The 17560-nt window shown below is 46.6% G+C and carries 16 protein-coding genes; 10 read left to right on the top strand and 6 right to left on the bottom strand.

Annotated elements, in window-relative coordinates; translation table 11 throughout:
- Window positions 1-78: 78 nt before the first annotated feature.
- Both GF401_01400 and GF401_01395 read left to right on the top strand, forming a co-directional pair.
- Window positions 79-1044: an acyltransferase domain-containing protein gene (locus GF401_01400; protein ID MBD3343699.1), complete on the top strand. Its 966-nt coding sequence runs from the start codon at window positions 79-81 to the stop codon at window positions 1042-1044.
- A 141-nt stretch (window positions 1045-1185) separates the two neighbouring features.
- Complete coding sequence (locus tag GF401_01395) at window positions 1186-1932, top strand: hypothetical protein (protein MBD3343698.1); 747 nt, start codon at window positions 1186-1188, stop codon at window positions 1930-1932.
- A 47-nt stretch (window positions 1933-1979) separates the two neighbouring features.
- On the opposite strand, the gene rfbC is transcribed toward GF401_01395, so the two are convergent.
- The gene (gene rfbC, locus GF401_01390) at window positions 1980-2528 is read right to left on the bottom strand and encodes a dTDP-4-dehydrorhamnose 3,5-epimerase (GenBank protein ID MBD3343697.1); all 549 of its coding nucleotides are present in this window, start codon (window positions 2526-2528) and stop codon (window positions 1980-1982) included.
- Between the two features lie 14 nt (window positions 2529-2542).
- Window positions 2543-3421 carry a glucose-1-phosphate thymidylyltransferase RfbA gene (rfbA, locus tag GF401_01385; protein MBD3343696.1) on the bottom strand — a complete coding sequence of 293 codons (879 nt, stop codon included), beginning with the start codon at window positions 3419-3421 and terminating at the stop codon, window positions 2543-2545.
- A gap of 182 nt (window positions 3422-3603) precedes the next feature.
- Here rfbA and GF401_01380 point away from each other — a divergent pair, with 182 nt between their 5' ends.
- The 3 genes from GF401_01380 (at window position 3604) to GF401_01370 (ending at window position 6247) form a co-directional block, all read left to right on the top strand.
- Window positions 3604-4515: a tyrosine recombinase gene (locus GF401_01380; GenBank protein ID MBD3343695.1), complete on the top strand. Its 912-nt coding sequence runs from the start codon at window positions 3604-3606 to the stop codon at window positions 4513-4515.
- Window positions 4516-4537: 22 nt separating this feature from the next.
- Window positions 4538-5506: a hypothetical protein gene (locus tag GF401_01375; protein ID MBD3343694.1), complete on the top strand. Its 969-nt coding sequence runs from the start codon at window positions 4538-4540 to the stop codon at window positions 5504-5506.
- A 336-nt stretch (window positions 5507-5842) separates the two neighbouring features.
- Entirely contained in the window at window positions 5843-6247 is a 405-nt protein-coding gene (locus GF401_01370; protein ID MBD3343693.1) for a hypothetical protein, read from the top strand.
- A gap of 33 nt (window positions 6248-6280) precedes the next feature.
- On the opposite strand, the gene GF401_01365 is transcribed toward GF401_01370, so the two are convergent.
- Both GF401_01365 and GF401_01360 read right to left on the bottom strand, forming a co-directional pair.
- Window positions 6281-6889 carry a hypothetical protein gene (locus GF401_01365; protein MBD3343692.1) on the bottom strand — a complete coding sequence of 203 codons (609 nt, stop codon included), beginning with the start codon at window positions 6887-6889 and terminating at the stop codon, window positions 6281-6283.
- A 50-nt stretch (window positions 6890-6939) separates the two neighbouring features.
- Window positions 6940-7335, bottom strand: a complete 396-nt coding sequence (locus GF401_01360; protein ID MBD3343691.1) for a DUF4878 domain-containing protein — start codon at window positions 7333-7335, stop codon at window positions 6940-6942.
- Window positions 7336-7569: 234 nt separating this feature from the next.
- Here GF401_01360 and GF401_01355 point away from each other — a divergent pair, with 234 nt between their 5' ends.
- Window positions 7570-8163, top strand: coding sequence for a DUF3575 domain-containing protein (locus tag GF401_01355; protein ID MBD3343690.1), 594 nt, complete (start codon window positions 7570-7572; stop codon window positions 8161-8163).
- A gap of 186 nt (window positions 8164-8349) precedes the next feature.
- Entirely contained in the window at window positions 8350-11787 is a 3438-nt protein-coding gene (locus GF401_01350; GenBank protein ID MBD3343689.1) for a hypothetical protein, read from the top strand.
- Window positions 11788-11799: 12 nt separating this feature from the next.
- Here the strand turns inward: GF401_01350 and GF401_01345 are convergent, their stop codons facing one another.
- Together GF401_01345 and GF401_01340 are read right to left on the bottom strand one after the other, a co-directional pair.
- A complete protein-coding gene (locus tag GF401_01345) occupies window positions 11800-12534 on the bottom strand; it encodes a hypothetical protein (GenBank protein MBD3343688.1) in 735 nt (244 codons plus the stop codon).
- Between the two features lie 79 nt (window positions 12535-12613).
- The gene (locus tag GF401_01340; protein MBD3343687.1) at window positions 12614-13942 is read right to left on the bottom strand and encodes a hypothetical protein; all 1329 of its coding nucleotides are present in this window, start codon (window positions 13940-13942) and stop codon (window positions 12614-12616) included.
- A gap of 1121 nt (window positions 13943-15063) precedes the next feature.
- Between GF401_01340 and GF401_01335 the strand changes: the two genes are divergently transcribed.
- The 3 genes from GF401_01335 to GF401_01325 all read left to right on the top strand — a co-directional run.
- Window positions 15064-16035, top strand: a complete 972-nt coding sequence (locus GF401_01335; GenBank protein ID MBD3343686.1) for a WYL domain-containing protein — start codon at window positions 15064-15066, stop codon at window positions 16033-16035.
- A gap of 236 nt (window positions 16036-16271) precedes the next feature.
- Window positions 16272-16532 (top strand): hypothetical protein, encoded by a 261-nt coding sequence (locus GF401_01330; protein ID MBD3343685.1) that lies wholly within the window; start codon window positions 16272-16274, stop codon window positions 16530-16532.
- 226 nt (window positions 16533-16758) lie between these two features.
- A partial coding sequence (locus tag GF401_01325) for a CRISPR-associated endonuclease Cas3'' (protein MBD3343684.1) occupies window positions 16759-17560 on the top strand: 802 nt, incomplete at its 3' end.

Genomic DNA, 17560 nt, shown 5'->3' with positions numbered 1-17560 from the left:
CTATTCTTTGATGTTATTTTTCTCCGGAAAGTATTTTTCAATCTTTTTTAGACGGCAGTCCGATCGGATCAGGATTATATGAAGAAAATTGCATTTTTGTTTCCCGGTCAGGGATCTCAGGAAGTGGGTATGGCCCGGGACTTGTTTGAATCGGATCCTTTTTTTAAATCGCTTATCGAACTGGGGAGTGATTACTGCCATGAGGATCTGGAAAAAATCTGTCTTACAGGGCCCGAAAAAACACTCCGATATGCACGGTTCCTGCAGCCGATCCTTGCAGCGGTTTGCTTTGGGTATCATAAAAAACTTATCGACAGCGGTATCAAACCGGATTTTGTTCTCGGACATTCTCTGGGTGAAATTACCTCGCTGGGCGCCGCTGGTGTTCTCAGCTATGAAGATGCCGTGATTGTTGCTGCAAAGCGGGGAGAACTTATGGATACCGCTGCAGCAAAATGCAATGGTACAATGATGGCTGTTCTTTTCGTCTCCCTGGAAACAGTCATGGAGTATATCGCCGACATGAATGATGACGGCAAAATTGTTCTTGCAAACGATAATGCTCCCAATCAGGTGGTACTCGCCGGCGAAATCGATGCCCTTGACGCCTTTGCCGAACGAATCATACAGGAGAAAACAGGGCGGTGCCGGAAACTCCCGGTTGCCGGGCCCTGGCACAGTAATTGTATGACCGAAGCCAGGGTTGTATTCGAAGAATGGGTCCGGCCGGTTATCTATCAGAAACCTCATACCCCTCTTATTCTCAATGCAACGGGCAAAGAAGAAACCGATACCGATGAGATCAAGTATCGGAATATCTGGCAACTCACCCGTCCGGTCTACTGGAGAGAGAGCATGGAACGATGCAGGAGTCTTGGTGTTGACACGCTTATCGAAATTGGTCCCGGAAGAGTACTCTCAGGACTGGCACGAGTGAATGGGTTCAAAAAAGGATCAAACGTGTATACTGCCAACACTATCCGGGGGATCGAACAGATAGTGTCCGCGGTGTGCGAAAACAAAATTTCTGGAGATCAGGAATAAATCGCTCTATCAAAAAATAATTCAAACAAATCCTCAATTTTGCTATATATTATTTTAATATAATGAAAAGCGGTCGCTTGTGTTTCTTTTCGATCCTGCTTTTAAGGGTATTTTAAACGCTCAAGGAGGTTTTTGAAGACCATGAATAAGATAACAATAATCTGCCTTTTTCAAATGTTCGCTTTTGCATACGCAGAAAAAGCCTGTGATACCGAAGCTCTTCTTCTTGCTTCTTCCGCACCTCTTAATTTCAGTACATCCTTGGCCGCGCAGAGCGATGCAGCGATGCCAATGGGCAGTCCCGGGCAGTCTCACGATGCTATCGAAAAAGGGACTCGCAAGGGAATGGCATTATCGATTACCTCGCTTGTGGCCCATACTGCAAGCGCCGCTGTCTGGGGGGCGGGGTTTCTTACCAATTTTCCATCCTACGATACTACCGAAGGTGTTAATAATGCTAAAGAAAATCTCAATATTTTACGCTTAACCGGCGGTACATTAATGGGACTTTCTGTTCTTCCTGCCTGTTTGGGCGCACAGAAGGTTCGTGTGGCTGGTGAAATGAATTCACTCAACGCTCCAATTACCAATCTATGGCCTTCCTATTTTACCGGCTGTGGCCTTGTAATTGCCGGGAGCCTGATAGGAATCGGTGGCGGTATTATCGCCGATCAGACAGAATCCGAAGCGATGTTCATGGTGACGAATATCGGTGGCCTTGCTGTTTCCCTGATTGGTGAGTTCTACTGGTTTCGAACCACTATCGATGCAATTAAATACAGCAAAAAAGTCAGGCGCATGCTCAAGACCGATGAACTTAAACTGGTCTTAACTCCCATAATCCGTACGAACGGACAGATGGGACTGGCGCTGACAAAGAAGTTCTAAGCCGGTTGCCGAGTCCGGTTTCAGTGCATCTTCTGTCTCACTTCCGCTTACTCAAAGGGCGAGACAAACCCTTTAAAATTACCGAGTCGGGCATCTTTATCCGAGAGGATGGGATTTTCCACAGGCCAGCCGATATTCAGGGTCGGATCGTTCCAGATAATACCGCTGTCACATTCAGGGGCGTAGAAATCATTAACTTTATAGATCATTTCGGTATCCGGTTCGAGAGTGCAGAATCCATGGGCGAATCCCTGTGGAACAAGGAGCATCCTGAAATTGTTTTCGCTGAGTTCGAATCCTTGCCACTGACCATAGGTTGGGGAGCTTTTCCTTAGATCCACAATGACATCATAGACCGCACCCTTGGTTATCCGCACGATTTTGCATTGAGCGTGGGGCGGTTTTTGAAAATGAAGTCCTCTCAGTACTCCTTTTTCTACCGATTTCGAATGATTGTCCTGTACAAAGTAGGCGGCGATACCATTATCGGCAAATTCTTTCTGTGAAAAGGACTCCAGAAAAAACCCGCGATGATCGGTGAAAACTTTCGGTTCGATCAACCAGACGTCGTTAAATTTCGTTTGTATAAATTCCATTGGAAATTTCCCTCTTATCGTTGTCCGGATGCTGTTTGTATCAAATACTTTCCGTAATTGTTCTTTTTCATCGGTTCGGCGAGAGCGAGGAGTTGGTCTTTATCGATAAATCCAAGACGATACGCAATTTCTTCAAGACAGGATACTAAAAGCCCCTGACGTTCCTGGATAGTTTCGACAAAGGTAGCAGCCTGGAGCATCGACTGGTGGGTGCCGGTGTCGAGCCAGGCAACACCCCGGCCCATAAGAATAACATCGAGTTCACCCTGCTCAAGATATATCCGGTTGAGATCGGTAATCTCCAGTTCTCCCCGGGCTGATGGCTTTAAGTTGGAGGCATAATCGACAACCCGGTTGTCGTAAAAATAGAGCCCAGTGACTGCATAGTTGGATTTGGGGGTTGCGGGTTTTTCTTCGATGGAGAGCGCTTTACCCTTTTCATCGAGATCAACAACACCGTACCGTTCGGGATCATTGACCCAATAACCGAAAACAATAGCTCCTTTTTCGAGGGTGGATGCCGTTTTTAGATTTTTCACCAGATCATGACCCCAGAAAATGTTGTCGCCGAGAATGAGTGCGGCGGAATCGTTCCCGATAAAGTCTTTACCGATAATGAATGCCTGAGCAAGTCCTTCGGGGCGGGGCTGGACTGCAAAAGAGAGTGAAATACCCCACTGACTTCCATCACCCAGAAGACGCTGGAAGGATTCTGAATCTTCGGGGGTAGTAATAATAAGTATCTCTCTTATTCCGGCCAGCATGAAAATCGAGAGAGGGTAGTAGATCATGGGCTTGTCGTAGACCGGTATCAACTGTTTGCTCACCCCGCGGGTGATCGGGTATAAACGGGAGCCGGAACCTCCGGCCAGAATAATGCCTTTCATTGTCATATTCCTTTGAGTAGATGCCAGAAAAATCCAAAGCTTAAAATACATATGGAATATTAATAGAAACAAAGACTTATTTTAATAGTTAAGGTAGAGAAGAAGATGGTATAAGGTTAGGGGAGAAGATTAAGAACGTTTGAAATAAAAGACCTGTCCCGAAGTGCTTTTGGGAGAATGGCAAGGATATGAGAAAAGATATGTCTGCTCATCAGTTGATGGATGCTATCAAAAGATTTCTCTCCTACATTGAAAAGGAGAAGGGTTTTTCTGAAAATACGGTTACCGCATACCGTCGGGACCTTATACAGTTTAGCGCCTTTGTTGAAAAGGAGTTCGAGGGAGAATCATTGAGCCGGGTGATGACCCGCAATGTTCTGCGGACCTTTACCTATGCTTTGAGCAGGGATGGGCTGCGTTCCCGGACACTGGCCCGGAAGATCGCCACACTCAAATCTTTTTCGAAATATTGTGCGAAGCAGGGAATTCTATCCGCCAACGGCGCAAAAACGATTTCCAGCCCACGCCTTGATAAACCGCTTCCTTCATTCCTGACCGAAAAACAGGCGGCTACTCTGGATAGTTCGGTGGCAGGTGGTGATAATTTGCGCAATAGGGCGATTGTGGAGGTGTTTTATGGAAGTGGTATCCGGTTGTCCGAATTATATGCTCTTAATGTGGGAACTGTCGATTTTCGTAATGCAATAATGCGGGTAATCGGAAAAGGAAAAAAGGAACGAATTGTCCCCCTGACTTCCATTGCCATTGATCTAATCAGAACGTATATCAAAAAAACTCGTTCCGGGGCAGCGCTCGATGAGCCCCTTTTCGTGAATAAAAGGGGGGATCGCCTTTCAAAACGGCAGGTTCAGCGAGTGGTTGAAAAAGAGCTTGCCGCGGTCAGTCAGTTAAAGAAAAAGAGCCCCCATGTTCTTCGCCATACCTTTGCCACTCATTTGCTGGACCGGGGAGCAGATATACGGGCGGTCAAAGAGCTCTTAGGACATTCATCGCTCGCAACAACACAAATTTATACCCATGTATCCAAAGAACATCTGCAAAAAGTCTATAAACAGGCCCATCCACGGTCCGGTTCCTGAGTGTTTCCGATAAGGACTTACCATGGAAAAGACAAAACTAAAGACTATCTTTCCGGTAATAATCTTTGTATGCCTTATGCTGGCGATTGGCCTCCTGGTTGTGCAATTTGGTGTGACAAGGCAACAGAAAAAAACACTTGCCGATCAGCAGGCAAAAATGAGCCGGCTTTCAAAAGAACTCGAAGCGTACAAAGGGAAAATATCGCATTCTTCGGATGCTTTACACCGGCGTAAAGAAGAATACGACAGCCTTCAACAGGAAATGGCCCGTATTCATGATTTTATAGACAATGTCCGGGGTAAAATGAAAACAAGAAACACTATCCTGGATTCGGTGGAGGATAAGGTAGAGTACTATAAAGCAGAAGAAAAACGCCGTCTGGCCGATCTTGACAGTCTTGGCGATAATATAGAACGAGTCAAGGCTCAGCTCAAAGAACGTTTTGCTGAGCAAAATGTGCTTGAAAGTGAAGTCGAGCGTTTAAAGGCACTTTTACACAGGGCAAGGAAAAAGATCGCAGTCCTTCAAACCGATCATACGATCCGTGTCCTCTTCGTTTATGATAATTATCTTGATTCCGATGATGGAAAAAATGATGAAAACATTCATTTTGGTGAAAAAAAGGGAATGGTAATCAGTCTTTTCGATTCCTGCGCCGCCTTGAACGGATGGCGTGAACGGTATTGTGACCTCCCCAAGCTTATCTACGGTATCAATACCGGCGCCCGGTATATCGAAATTAAAAATGTTTCTCAGAAGCACGATCTGAATTTCGAAAGTCTCTTTTTTCTGGCCAAAACCGAAGGCTACGATCCGCTTCGAATTCATGAGTGGCAACTGAAAGAGCTGGTAAGCCGGGCATTCCACCGGTTTAATCACGACCGGGATTTGTGTTTCCGGAAAGCCTCGTGGCTGATCGACACCAAAAAATTTCTTTCCTATCGCGGGAGCCGGGAAGAACGTTTCCGGAACGGCAAAAGCAGACTTTAATAGTCACAGATTAGACCTGTCGATACGTTCGCCTCTCTCTAACTCCTCACATTGTGCTCCGGAAACATATCCCACCACGACGGATTTTCGGTATTTGGACAAAATTGTGGATTTTCATCATAAACCGCATTGTCGAGCGTTGTGTCATTTTTGATGCAGTTTACGATCCATGATCTTATGGAATGAAATTTGCAGCACAAATAAAATGTACCAAAAAGTTCTTTACAAAACATGCTGATTTTTGTAGAATTATTGCTGCGTCACTTTTTTTGCTTCAACGGTCCTGGGGGAGTGCAAAGCGATGGTTCCCCATACAATTAAGCGGAGGGAAATGCCATGAAAATACTGAATAGTATCATGCTCGTGACGGTGTGTTTGTTGATTTTCTGTCAAAAGGGGAAAGATCCTCTGGATTTTGCGAAAGCGGAATATCTAGGCCGGTGGCGAGCTTCTGAAAATCGGGGTTTGAAGCGTATTTCCGACGGTGACGCCGTTATGTTTTTTCTGCGGCCCGATTCTTTTTATGTTCGCAATGTGTCATCAATGCACGGTGCCTCATCGGATAATAATGGGTATACTTCGGCTGCCCGGGATTCCGGCGTCTGGATGTTGAAGGATAAACGGATTACCTTTCGTGGCGCAGAGGAGAAAAACAGTTATGCTGTTTCATTGACAGCCGAAGGTGACACAATGCTGCTGAAAAACAGCGATGGGAATACGCTTTTTCTTGCAAGAGAATGAAATAAATGTTTGGTATTATCCGGTCAAGAAAGATTACGGATAGCTGAGTATGTGTTTCAGTTTTGTGCTCTTCATGATTCTTATTGGAAAGAGTACCTGAAGTGTTCCCAGGGGTGTTGGGATGGTATCGCGTTTCCCACCTGAAATATCCACCCCGGCGTTAAGATAGGCTTTCCAGACCAGTTCGGTGCAGTAAAGCGCGGTATCGCTTTCAAGATCAAACGCATTGTCGAAGGGTGTATGGGTATTTACCTGGTATTGTGCCCACTGGGCTGCCCGTGAAGCACGGTGAGTGTCTGATGGCCGGTAGAGGGAATATCGACCGATCTTTTGACGGCGTAACAGCGAGGAGAGCGGTTCCCTGGTTACCTTTGCCTTTCCATCGCGTTGGTGAGTCGGGTCGGCATGAACGATGTCGCATCCTTTTTCGGAAAGAACAATAATTCCCAGATGGGAGAGGGGGTTTCCCCCCGGTTCCAAAACCCTTACAGCCGTCCCTCGGAGGGTTCGCCCTTCAAGGAAAATAATGTCGCCTTGTTTAACCGTACCAAGGAGCAGAGAATCGCAGGAGAGGGATGAGGCATTGTTGCACCCCACGAAAAAGGAGCATGAAAAAATGAGTGAGGTAAGGAGAAAAATCATGGGTAAGAAGTGGTCGGCTGCCGGAAAGAAATAACCGGCAGCCTTGGAAATTAATTAAGTGTCAAATACCATTTCCCGTCTTCCTTAACGCAGGTATTTTCGCTTTCCTCCGTATCACCGTTGCCGTAGGTTACCGAGTAAGAAACTTCAGCTTTATTTTCATTTATTGTCGAACCGGTGACAGAAAATGATTTCACTCCCTTTTTCTGCTCGACACTGCTTTTCAGGTAACCGGTGAGTTTTTCCTTTGATCCGGGCTCTTTCAGTATTGATGGGGCATAGCATTCAACGGCCTTTTCGAAATCCTTTGTCTTTGCCGCCTTAAAAAAGCTTTCAACAACGTTCTCCGGGCCCGATGACGAACTGCTGCATCCGCTAAAAATCAGCAGGCTTGCGGAAGTGAGCATCGCACACTTGATAAATGCGGTGATGGATGATTTTTTCATACAACCTCCTTAAGGGTAAAGTTAAAAAAATGCCCGTGTAAACATTGGAATAGAATTGAAGTTTACTATTGAAGGAGTTTTTGTGTCAAGAGGAAAATATTTAAAATCAGCCATGCTTAATTTTTTTAACATTTCTTGTGCCGGCATAAACCATATTTACATCCATAATTGAGTGTATTTGTATTTATTTTGCGGCAAATCTAAAAAGTTAATTTGCAAAGGAGGAGCTGATATATGTTTAACAAGCGACATGTGTTTTTTGTTTTACTTATCAATGTCTTTTTTGGGATGGGCACTGCATGCGGACAATCGATACCCTCTGATACGCCAATGCCTGAAAATGCAGTAAATTTCAATCCTCTCTCAATCGCATTCGGCTCTTTGAATGCTAATTATGAGCATTTATTTGGCGGAAAACATGGAGTGATGGTGCAGGGGGGATATGTTTTTGGTGCGAATTCCGGCGGTTATAGCGCAGCTCTTCATTATCGTCATCACTATCATACTAAAATTACTCATAACGGATTAAGTTCTCCATTCTGGGGACCCTTTGTGTATTATGAACAAAGTGATGCAAAAGTTCAGAATACGAATACATCCGAAACATATACTATTGATATTCAATATTTAAAATTCGGCGCAAACTGGGGGCGCAGATGGATTTTCGGCGAGACATTTAATCTGGTACTCAGAATCGGATACGGATTTCCCGCCATAGCAGAATTCGACTGGGGTGAAAGCAAGCCGGAGGAAGCCGAAACTATCGAATCGATAACCAAAATAATTGCCGGCATTGACGGCGAATTATCGATCGGGTTCGCTTTTTAATGTAAGCGACTGAAGACGGCACGTATACCCTGCAAAGAACCTTGCTTTTGCGCCCGCAAATGGCTATATTTCTCATAGGCCTCATACGTAAGCAATATCAGGCATTAGGCGAAACACCCCCTGAAAAAAATTACTTGATCATAAAGGCTCAAAACATTCCCTGCTCCAGTTACCACGGAGGTATGCATGAAGCTTCTGAAATCGCTTCCTTTATGCCGCGCTGCACTCTTTTGCATGATTGTGACCACCTGTATCTATGCGGATACTCTGACGATCGATGAATTCGGTACATACGAACGTTTTCGGCGGGCAATCGGTGATTCAACCGTGGCTGTCGATTTTTCAGGCGCCTGGAGCGGACAAACGCCCGAAACGATTGAAGCACGGGTAATAGCCTGGGATACCGATTTCGTAATAATTCCCTGGACTCAGGCAACACTATCGTCTTTGGGCGATTCCGGAACCTACAGCGGAACCTTCGATATGCCTGAAGGGGGATGGTATGCTGTTGAAGTTCGTTCCTATGATCAAGCCAACAGTGTCATTGCAACAACGAAAAGCTCCAATAAATGGCGGGTTAAAACCTACTTTGAAAATTATCAGGTGATTCAACGGGATATCGGCGGGAATTCGGCGGAGGTTACCGTTTCCGGAAAGTATGCCGGTGATCCTGATGCTATTCAGGCCCGGGTTGTCGACCATGGCACCAACACCGCTGTTGTCGACTGGACCACGCTCACCTCCAGCCTTTCCGGGGGAGAATTTTCAGGAACACTCACCGTACCGCAAGGGGGATGGTATAATATACAGGTCCGGTCACGAAGTTCTTCCGGTGATATCCTCGCCGAAGATAAGGATACAAATAAGTGGGGGGTAGGAATCAATGTGCTCTGTATCGGCCAGTCCAATATGATCGGCGCAGGCGACCCTCCCTTTACGACTGCGAATGACCTTGCCGCGTGCTGGAGTAACGAAGATGACTGGGAGCATCTGGAAGACCCCTACGAGCATGGTGGGGTCTGGCTTGAAGAGGTCGACATATTCTGGGTTGCCGAAGGACAGGGGGCGAGCCTTGTTCCTTCACTTGCCAATGTACTCTGTGAAGAATACGATATTCCAGTCGGATTTGTTCCGGCATCAAAAGGCTCATCACCCCTTCATCAGTATCCACCCGACACGGTCAGATTCGATCTCAACTGGGAACGGTATTATGTTGATGTTACCAGAGATTACTGGGTCAAACGGAATGCATCGGATCCCGATGATATCACAACTCTGTACGGCAATTCACTTTACAACGCGAACAACGCAAGCGGGGTGGAGCTTATCGTCTGGTGGCAGGGTGAAACCGATGCTGAACGCCGGCTTTCGGGAACCGAATACCAGGAGGACCTTCAAACGCTCATAGCGAATTACCGCACCGATCTGCATGCCGGTATACCTTTCTTTCTCTGTCAGCTCGGGGTTGGTTCAGGGCAGCATGCCTCGGATTCATCGATTGCCGGCATTCGAAAAGCGCAGCATGATAGTGATAACGGGGAGGATATTTTTCTGGCCGCGGTCACCGCCGATTTTCCTCTCAAAGAGGGAAATGACTGGCACTTTGATACTGAGACATACGATGCGGTAGGGAAGCGGATCGGCAACGCGGTGAAATATTACTACGGCGATGCGTCCTTTTACCGGGGGCCGGAAATCGCATCGGCAAAATTTTCGGATAACCGCCGGACAATCGATATCGCACTAACCCACCGGGGAGGCTCCGATTTCAGCCCGTCAAACGGCATAACAGGGTTTGAGGTTTTCGATGACGGGCATCCTGTGGCGGTTCTCTCCGCGATCAGGCACGATGCTTCCACACTACGACTGACGCTTTCGGGCCCGGTTATGGGAGCCGGTACCGTGCGGTATCTGTACGGACGATACCCCGACAACAGGCGGCCGGTGCGGGATAATTCTCCACTCGAGTTGCCGCTTGAACCAACGACCGGTCCTGTACACATCGAAAACCCCTCAATGATCAGGGTAACCTCGCCCCGCGGGGGAGAGGTCTGGACACAAGGGAAAGCGCATGAAATCGCATGGACTTCCTGGGGCGCTGTGGGAGAGGTGAAAATCGAAGTGTCTACCAACAATGGGACGACATGGTCGGTACTCTCCTCGAGTAAATCAAACACAGGGATATACCCCTGGACCCCATCATCGTCAGCGTCATCACACTGCCTGGTGAGAATAAGTGATGCTTCCGGCGGTTCACCGCAGGGGCAGAGTAAAACAGTATTTACGATCGCCGATCAACCGCGGTCTTCGAGCACTATTACCCTTTCGAATTATACCGTTGACGAAAATCTTTCTCCGGGAAGTCTTATCGGACGACTCGCTACAAATGGGCAGGAGGGGGATGCCTATACCTATACGCTGGTTGATGGTGACGGCTTCGACGACAACGAACGTTTCACTATCCGGGAGACGAGTTTATACCTCGCGGCTTCATTGGACTATGAGTTCAAAGATGTGTATTCGATTCGTATCCGTTCAAAGGATAACACCACCTCGGATATTGCCGCCGAAGAAGCGTTGTATGTGATGGTGAATAATGTGGATGATATCGCTTTGATCTATCCACCGGAACTCAACAGCGGGACACTTGAACTTTCCCGCGATACCACGCTTAATTTCAATGTCAGGGTGCGTGATTACGCTTCAAGCTCCGATCCACTCACCGGGTGGCTTCTTGATGGCGAGGAAGTATCCATGCCGCTGGCGATTGCCGAAGCCGGGAGTCAGGCGTTGACATTCTTTGCAAAAGAAGGCTCGGCCGATACAACAAAACAGAGCTGGAAAATCATCGGCAACAACAGGGTCGTGCAGCCGGGAGACACGGTTTTTGTAATCGTTCCGTCCAACAGCACTCTTCATTTCAGCGATCCTGATGGATTAACGATCACGTTGACTGTTCAATCCGATCTGCTGGCAGGCAAGCTCTTTGCCTTTGCGTTCCTCGAAACGGCATCCTTGCCGATCCAGCCGAAAAGCTATTGCGCTTTTTACATCGACCACCCCGGCACAATCGGCCGCTATTATACCCGTATCGACCTGCCGACAGCACAGGGGTTTACGCTGGAGAAGGCGTTCGGACATTTCAATACATCCGATTGTACGCTGAAACGGATGTATAAGCCGGCAATCGATTCGATCGACAGTACGATGTATTATACCACTCGTCACTATGGCGCCTATGCGATTGTCGATACGAATATTTTCTATTATCCCGACTCAATTGTTCTTGATCCCTGCGCACCGGTAGCGGTAACCCCGACTCCCGGCAGGGAAACACTCAGCAAACCGCTGCTTCGGGCGTACCCTAATCCGGTCACAACGACAGCAACGCTGGAGATCGGTATTCCCGCAATGCTCGAGGGCCACAATATGCGGCTCGATGTCTACGACGCCAGGGGCCGGTTGATTGCCACTCCGGCACAGGGGAAAGCACGAAAAGGTATACAACTCATTCAATGGAATGTTGTCGATGACTCGCGGCAGGCCTGTGCATCAACCATGTATTTTTTCCGTCTGGAAATCGATAATCGGGTAATGATACGCCGGTGTATGGTGGCCCGGTAAAGGCCCCGGATCTTAACGCTTGCGAATGGAAAAATAGCAGTTGGAAAGGTCGTAATACTGCTTTTTGCTGTAATCGATAAGGCGGATCAGACAGAAATCAGATACCAGAGAAACTTTTATGGTATCAAAACTCTGTGTTTCACTGTTCCATGTATCCGGCCCGACCTTCTCGAATTCTTCGGGAATAATAAAGGTATGTAAAGACTCTTTGCTCGGATTGAAACTGGCGATCCGGCCTGGAAGAGGATAAAAGGAACGCCCGGTGTCGACACTTATTTCCACATAGGCGTTGCCCTGAGGTTCCGAGGTAACCAGAACAGAGCATTTATCGCCGGTATAAAAAATCTCTCTGCCCTCCGGACTGATCACCCGGTACCGGGGATCATACTCATCCACCGCTTCCCGCGGGGGATAGACCGGACAAATCGAATGGAGCGCACAATCGATTATCCTGTCGTTGCCTTCAATATTCATTTCAGGCAGAGTTGTGTCCGTAAACCACGATGCGGCAAATGAGACGATATACTCCCCATAAGATAGGCCTGCAATGGTGTATATGCCGTCTCGATCGGTTGTGGTGCTGATACCGCCCGGTTGAAGGCTCACCGTCACCTCAGGAATACCCTCCCCGGTTTCGGCATCACTGACAGTTCCACTTATCCCGCCTTGGGTTTGCGTAGAATTCATGCAGGAGCCAAAGAGTAGCAGGCACATAAGAAGGAGTGCCATCCGGTAATTATTGTTCATCCTGAGTTCTGCCTTTTAATCTCCGAGTTTAAACCTTCACCGCTCAACACTTCGAAAAGCCCGGTATATCGCTTTCACCCTACCGCACATACACCGCTTTGGTGTTATAATTTTTATTTCGGATAATATAGACACCCGGCCCGGCAATTGACTTTTGTGTCAACGAGCTTTTTCGAATCCGTCTTCCGCTAATTGTATAGAGCGTGGTACGGTTATATTCTCCAGCCGTGCGTAAGGGATTGAATCGCAAAGGGTTTTTTACACTATAGGGTTGTGATTGCCCGAAATGAACTGCCGCGCATTCAACATTCATATTACCGGTGAGGTGTGTCCAGGTATTTGAACCCCAATCGACGAGCCAGACCCCTCGATCGTTGGTCTGTTCTCCCCATAATATACCGGAAACATACCGTCCGTTGTTCGTAAAAGACCAGCCGGTGAAATCTACCTGACTGGGTGAGCCGTAACGGTACTGGGGAGGCGCCCAGTTGACACTGATCGCGTGCTCATCGATAATCTCATGTATTCCCACCTGGGGATCGTCTTTTTCCATAAAGGGAGCGACCACAAAGCCTTTGTGGTCCATACCGCTTTCCCGGTTGGGAACGCAGTTTCTGTCTCCCTGGCTTCCGGGATTCCACAACGCCCGGTCGCCTTCAAAGGACAGGGCGATGCCGCATCCGTAAATGGATGTGTCGGGCATATCGGTAAACCGCCAGGCGTTATCCATGGTCGCAATACCCTGTCCGTTGTTGGGAATGGTAACAAAAACAAGTTTATATACCTCGCCGCTCGTTACCAGTTGAGAGAAAAAATGACTTCCGTTAACTCTGATCGTTTCTTGCCAGCCATAGGTGTGAAATTGAGGACTCCCCTGGTCATCAGAGAAATCAATGACTGTTCGATGGTCGCCGAATTGGGGAGGAGAGGAACTCAGGTCGACTTCAACGGCCCTGAGGACCTGCCAGCTCGCGCTGTAGAGTATCTCTGTGCCCTTAGGGCTGTTGTGATAAAAACCGGTGCCCCGGGGAAATCCATTACCGACTCCCCGGACCGGGACTGTTGTCCGTTGACTTCCATCAGGTTTCATAATGTAGATGAAACCGCCGTTTGATGCACTTCGAAGGTAAACGATCCATTCACCATCGGGGCTGATATCCAGGCACTTGACGGCATCATTGCCGGTGTTATCGATCCGGGCGGGGTCGTATTGACTGAGTGGCGATTTGTAGATGCCGTGAGTGTTTCCCGGGGCATAAATAAACCACCCTTCGGGCACATCGGAGCGGTTGCCGAGTACCGCGATATCTTTTTTTGTGAATGACGGGCAGGTATTTGAAACGGCAATACTGTAAATTGCGGTGAAAAGTGAAACGACAATTACCCTAAGCCATCCTCGGTTTATCATTGTTATAAAACCTTTCCAAGAAGTCCAGAGATTAACCAGTGAGCCAAAGCTTTCCCCGAAAGGCACTGGGCAGAGAAATAGATACATGCTCTAAGTTCTTTTATTCGCCTATCTTATAAAGATAACAAAAAATTGCCGAAAATGCCTTCATTAATTTGGCCATTCAATTCAAATGAACGGTTGGCACGCTATTTGATGTAAAATGATATAAAATATTCCATTCATCAGTGTAATTTATCTTAAAAAAACTATGAATATGCAGGCTTATGAGAGGGAAAAATGAAAAACACCGGCATTGAAAGAAAATTCTTAAACCCTTCTGTTGCCCGTGATGGTGAAGGAGTGAAAACATCGGTAGGGGAATGGGGGTAAAATAAGGATTAGGAGTTAAATTGAAATGAATGCATTTGGAAAGGGGAGGGATGTATGATCAGGAAAGGGGATCTCCATCCCCTTTAAAAACCCACTTGGAAAATGCTTATTATATTCATGCCGGTAATGCCGGCATGCGTGGGCTGAGTGGTAAGCATTGAGTTTTTTTATAATTGCAGTTGAGATGGGGTTTACAGGCTCTTAGAGCCGGTATGTCTGTAGAATTAAAATCAATCGGTTATGTGGTTTTAACGGCGAAATTATCTTCTTTCAACATCTGAAATTGGCTTACACACAGGTATTTATATGTAACCTTTGTGGTGCTTGTGTTACATATGACTCCCTTTGTGTAAGAATCAACATCAAGTTTTTTGAATAGGGGGGCACAATATCGGGGCGTTGCGGGGTGTCCCCGCAGAAGGGGGTGCGTCAGAGATCAGCCGTAGCGTATGCGGAGGTTGAGCTCAGACCAGGGGGAATGCTTTCCCCCACCAAAAACCCTTTGAGCACGCCTGTCCTTATTGTTAACCGCTCATACCCAAACATAAAGTACCAATTTCGAGGATCTGAAACTTACTATCGCGCGAGGAAAAAAAATACTTGACCCGCAGCGGTAAAGGAAATGATTTTGAGGAGGACAACTAAGCCGGCCGAAGAACACTGAAATTCGGATATTTTTGTCTCTCCGATCGGCGATTACCGGCGTTATCGGCATTCTATTCTGGACAAGATTGAGGGAGAAATCAACAATGGCAAACTGGGAAAAGGTAACAGCCCTGCACCGGTCACTCCGGAAAAGGCGATATCCTGCACCGATGAACGCGTTGCGTGATGAGCTTGAGTGTTCGCCGGCAACGTTTTATCGATTACTGGCCTTTTTACGGGACACACTGGGAGCGCCGGTTGTTTACGACAACCAGTATAAAGGGTATCGTTATGCACCAGACCAATCATCCTGGGAACTCCCGGGCCTCTGGTTTACCGCTTCGGAACTCAGCGCGCTTTTGGTTCTTCAGAAAACAGCCGAAAGCCTTCAGTACGGCCTTCTTGACAATCTGACTGCATCGATTACACCGAAAATAGAATCCCTCTGCGCTGCACAGGGGATAGGGACACAAACCTGGGATGAAAAACTGAAAGTCCTGACCGTAGGGGGGAGGAGTGCAAACAATGAGGTCTTTACCGCTATCGCCCAGGCCGTTCTTCACGGCAAAAAAGCGGTTATCGATTATTATCCTCTGGGCAAGCCACCTGACGGACCACGTACCATTTCCCCTCAAACCCTTCTCCTCTACCGGGACATCTGGTATGTCGATGCTTTCTGTCATCTTCGCAACGATCTCCGTACCTTCTCGCTCAACAGAATCCGAAAGGCAACACTGCTGCCCCAAAAAGCAAAGCAGATTCCCCGTTCAACGCTCGATTCCCATTTCGGCGCAGCATACGGCATCTTTTCAGGCGCAACAGACCATATCGCCCGTATAAAATTCACCGGGATCGCCGCCCATGAAGTCTCCCAGGAGACCTGGCACCCACAGCAGAAAAGCGAACATACCAAAAAGGGCGACTATATCCTCACAATCCCCTACGGGAACAGCAAGGAACTGGTCATGGATATCCTCAAATGGGGGGAGCATGCCGAAGTTCTCCATCCTCCTGCCTTGCGACAACAAATTGCTCAAACTATTAAAAAAATGAAAAACCTTTACATGCTCTCATGATTTGAGAGTGGAGAGGGATATATTATGAAAGAAAAGAGTAAGAAGGATTGATGACAACGATGGGAGAAGGAAAAAATTGCACGAAGAGCATTTGCGACGCCCATTCGTCCTCTATTGTGTGGCCCACTCCTGTTGTGTGGCTGGCACACTTCGAATTGCTCAGCGCGGCGCAAGCTCAGTGCATCACCTTTGACTTTTGACCTTAACCTTTAACTTTCAACGTTCAACTCAAAAAAATGCCCCCAACATACTCAAAAACAATGCCGCTTTCCGATGTTCACGATATTTTGCTGAAAATACGCTCCGAATTCAGTGCCAAGTGCAAACTGTGGATCGAACAGGCACAGCAACGGGAAATCAAAGCAAAACAGCATGATATTTACAGCGCCGCACAGGAATGCAAAGCAGAACGGAAAGCCCTCGCCGACGCCGAATATACCCTGGTGAAAATGATCGACAGGGAATTGAAGAAAACAATTGGAAAAAAAAGAATGTAAATATATGACAAGTAAAGGTTGAATTAACATTTAGTAAGTAAATATATTTAGATGTAAATTTACAGAAGAATTGCCGTATTGAAAGGAATGTGTATGGTTGAGCGCCTGTTTGATTTATGTCAGTTTCAGTGGTGTACTTTGCTTGAATTTCGATATGAGATTCAGGCCGGTATTCCTGTAATCTATCGTCCCGTTGCATAAAGGATTAACCATAAATGGAGGATGGATGGAAAACATAGCCCATGTTGCAAAAAATGAAGAAGGTGCGTACAGGCTTCATAGTTTGCTTGAACACTTGAACAAGACTGCCAAAAAAGCAAATGAATTTGCATCGCTTTTTGATGCTTCAGAGTGGGCTGAAATAGCTGGATTGTGGCATGATTTAGGAAAATTTTTACCAAAATGGCAAAACTATTTACAAAAAGCATCTGGGTACGAAGAGAATGCTCATATAGAAGGATTTTCAAACAGGCCTAACCATAGCACAGCTGGGGCCGTCCTTGCATTTAAACAATTTGGACAGTGTGGATTACCAAAGTTAAAAGCAGATGCTTTAGCAAGAATCATCGGTTATATAGTAGCGGGCCATCATGCCGGATTACCTGATTGGGATCAAGATTATGCAGGTGGTGATTTGTTAAATAGAATATATAAAGATCCATTGAATGGATTATTCGATTTGAGAGATATTGAAATTCTAGAGAAAATTGATGAAACAAATGTTTTCATGAGCAAAAGCCTGCCAAAATCGTCACCCTTAAATGTGAAAAATAATGAAGAATTTCAAAAATCCAAAGAACACCTTCATTTATGGGTAAGGATGCTTTTTTCTTGTCTGGTAGATGCTGATTTTCTTGATACTGAAAGATTTATGGACCCGGGTAAATACGAAATACGATCAAAATATCCGCAAATAAATGAATTGAAAAAGAAGTTCGACAGCTTCATTAATAGGATGAAATCTGAATCTGCAAAAACTCCGATTAATAATGAAAGAAATAAAATTTTAGAAATTTGCAGGAAAAAGG

This window comes from Chitinivibrionales bacterium, from assembly GCA_014728215.1.
GTDB lineage: Bacteria > Fibrobacterota > Chitinivibrionia > Chitinivibrionales > WJKA01 > WJKA01.
Note: the sequence above shows the minus strand (reverse complement) of the source record. Positions and strands in the feature narration are given on the sequence as shown.

Excerpts from the sequence above, each read along its gene's own strand:
- GF401_01400 (MBD3343699.1), top strand. The coding sequence starts at position 79 with ATGAAGAAAATTGCATTTTTGTTTCCCGGTCAGGGATCTCAGGAAGTG.
- GF401_01395 (MBD3343698.1), top strand. The coding sequence starts at position 1,186 with ATGAATAAGATAACAATAATCTGCCTTTTTCAAATGTTCGCTTTTGCA.
- rfbC (MBD3343697.1), bottom strand. The coding sequence starts at position 2,528 with ATGGAATTTATACAAACGAAATTTAACGACGTCTGGTTGATCGAACCG.
- rfbA (MBD3343696.1), bottom strand. The coding sequence starts at position 3,421 with ATGACAATGAAAGGCATTATTCTGGCCGGAGGTTCCGGCTCCCGTTTA.
- GF401_01380 (MBD3343695.1), top strand. The coding sequence starts at position 3,604 with ATGAGAAAAGATATGTCTGCTCATCAGTTGATGGATGCTATCAAAAGA.
- GF401_01375 (MBD3343694.1), top strand. The coding sequence starts at position 4,538 with ATGGAAAAGACAAAACTAAAGACTATCTTTCCGGTAATAATCTTTGTA.
- GF401_01370 (MBD3343693.1), top strand. The coding sequence starts at position 5,843 with ATGAAAATACTGAATAGTATCATGCTCGTGACGGTGTGTTTGTTGATT.
- GF401_01365 (MBD3343692.1), bottom strand. The coding sequence starts at position 6,889 with ATGATTTTTCTCCTTACCTCACTCATTTTTTCATGCTCCTTTTTCGTG.
- GF401_01360 (MBD3343691.1), bottom strand. The coding sequence starts at position 7,335 with ATGAAAAAATCATCCATCACCGCATTTATCAAGTGTGCGATGCTCACT.
- GF401_01355 (MBD3343690.1), top strand. The coding sequence starts at position 7,570 with ATGTTTAACAAGCGACATGTGTTTTTTGTTTTACTTATCAATGTCTTT.
- GF401_01350 (MBD3343689.1), top strand. The coding sequence starts at position 8,350 with ATGAAGCTTCTGAAATCGCTTCCTTTATGCCGCGCTGCACTCTTTTGC.
- GF401_01345 (MBD3343688.1), bottom strand. The coding sequence starts at position 12,534 with ATGAACAATAATTACCGGATGGCACTCCTTCTTATGTGCCTGCTACTC.
- GF401_01340 (MBD3343687.1), bottom strand. The coding sequence starts at position 13,942 with ATGATAAACCGAGGATGGCTTAGGGTAATTGTCGTTTCACTTTTCACC.
- GF401_01335 (MBD3343686.1), top strand. The coding sequence starts at position 15,064 with ATGGCAAACTGGGAAAAGGTAACAGCCCTGCACCGGTCACTCCGGAAA.
- GF401_01330 (MBD3343685.1), top strand. The coding sequence starts at position 16,272 with ATGCCCCCAACATACTCAAAAACAATGCCGCTTTCCGATGTTCACGAT.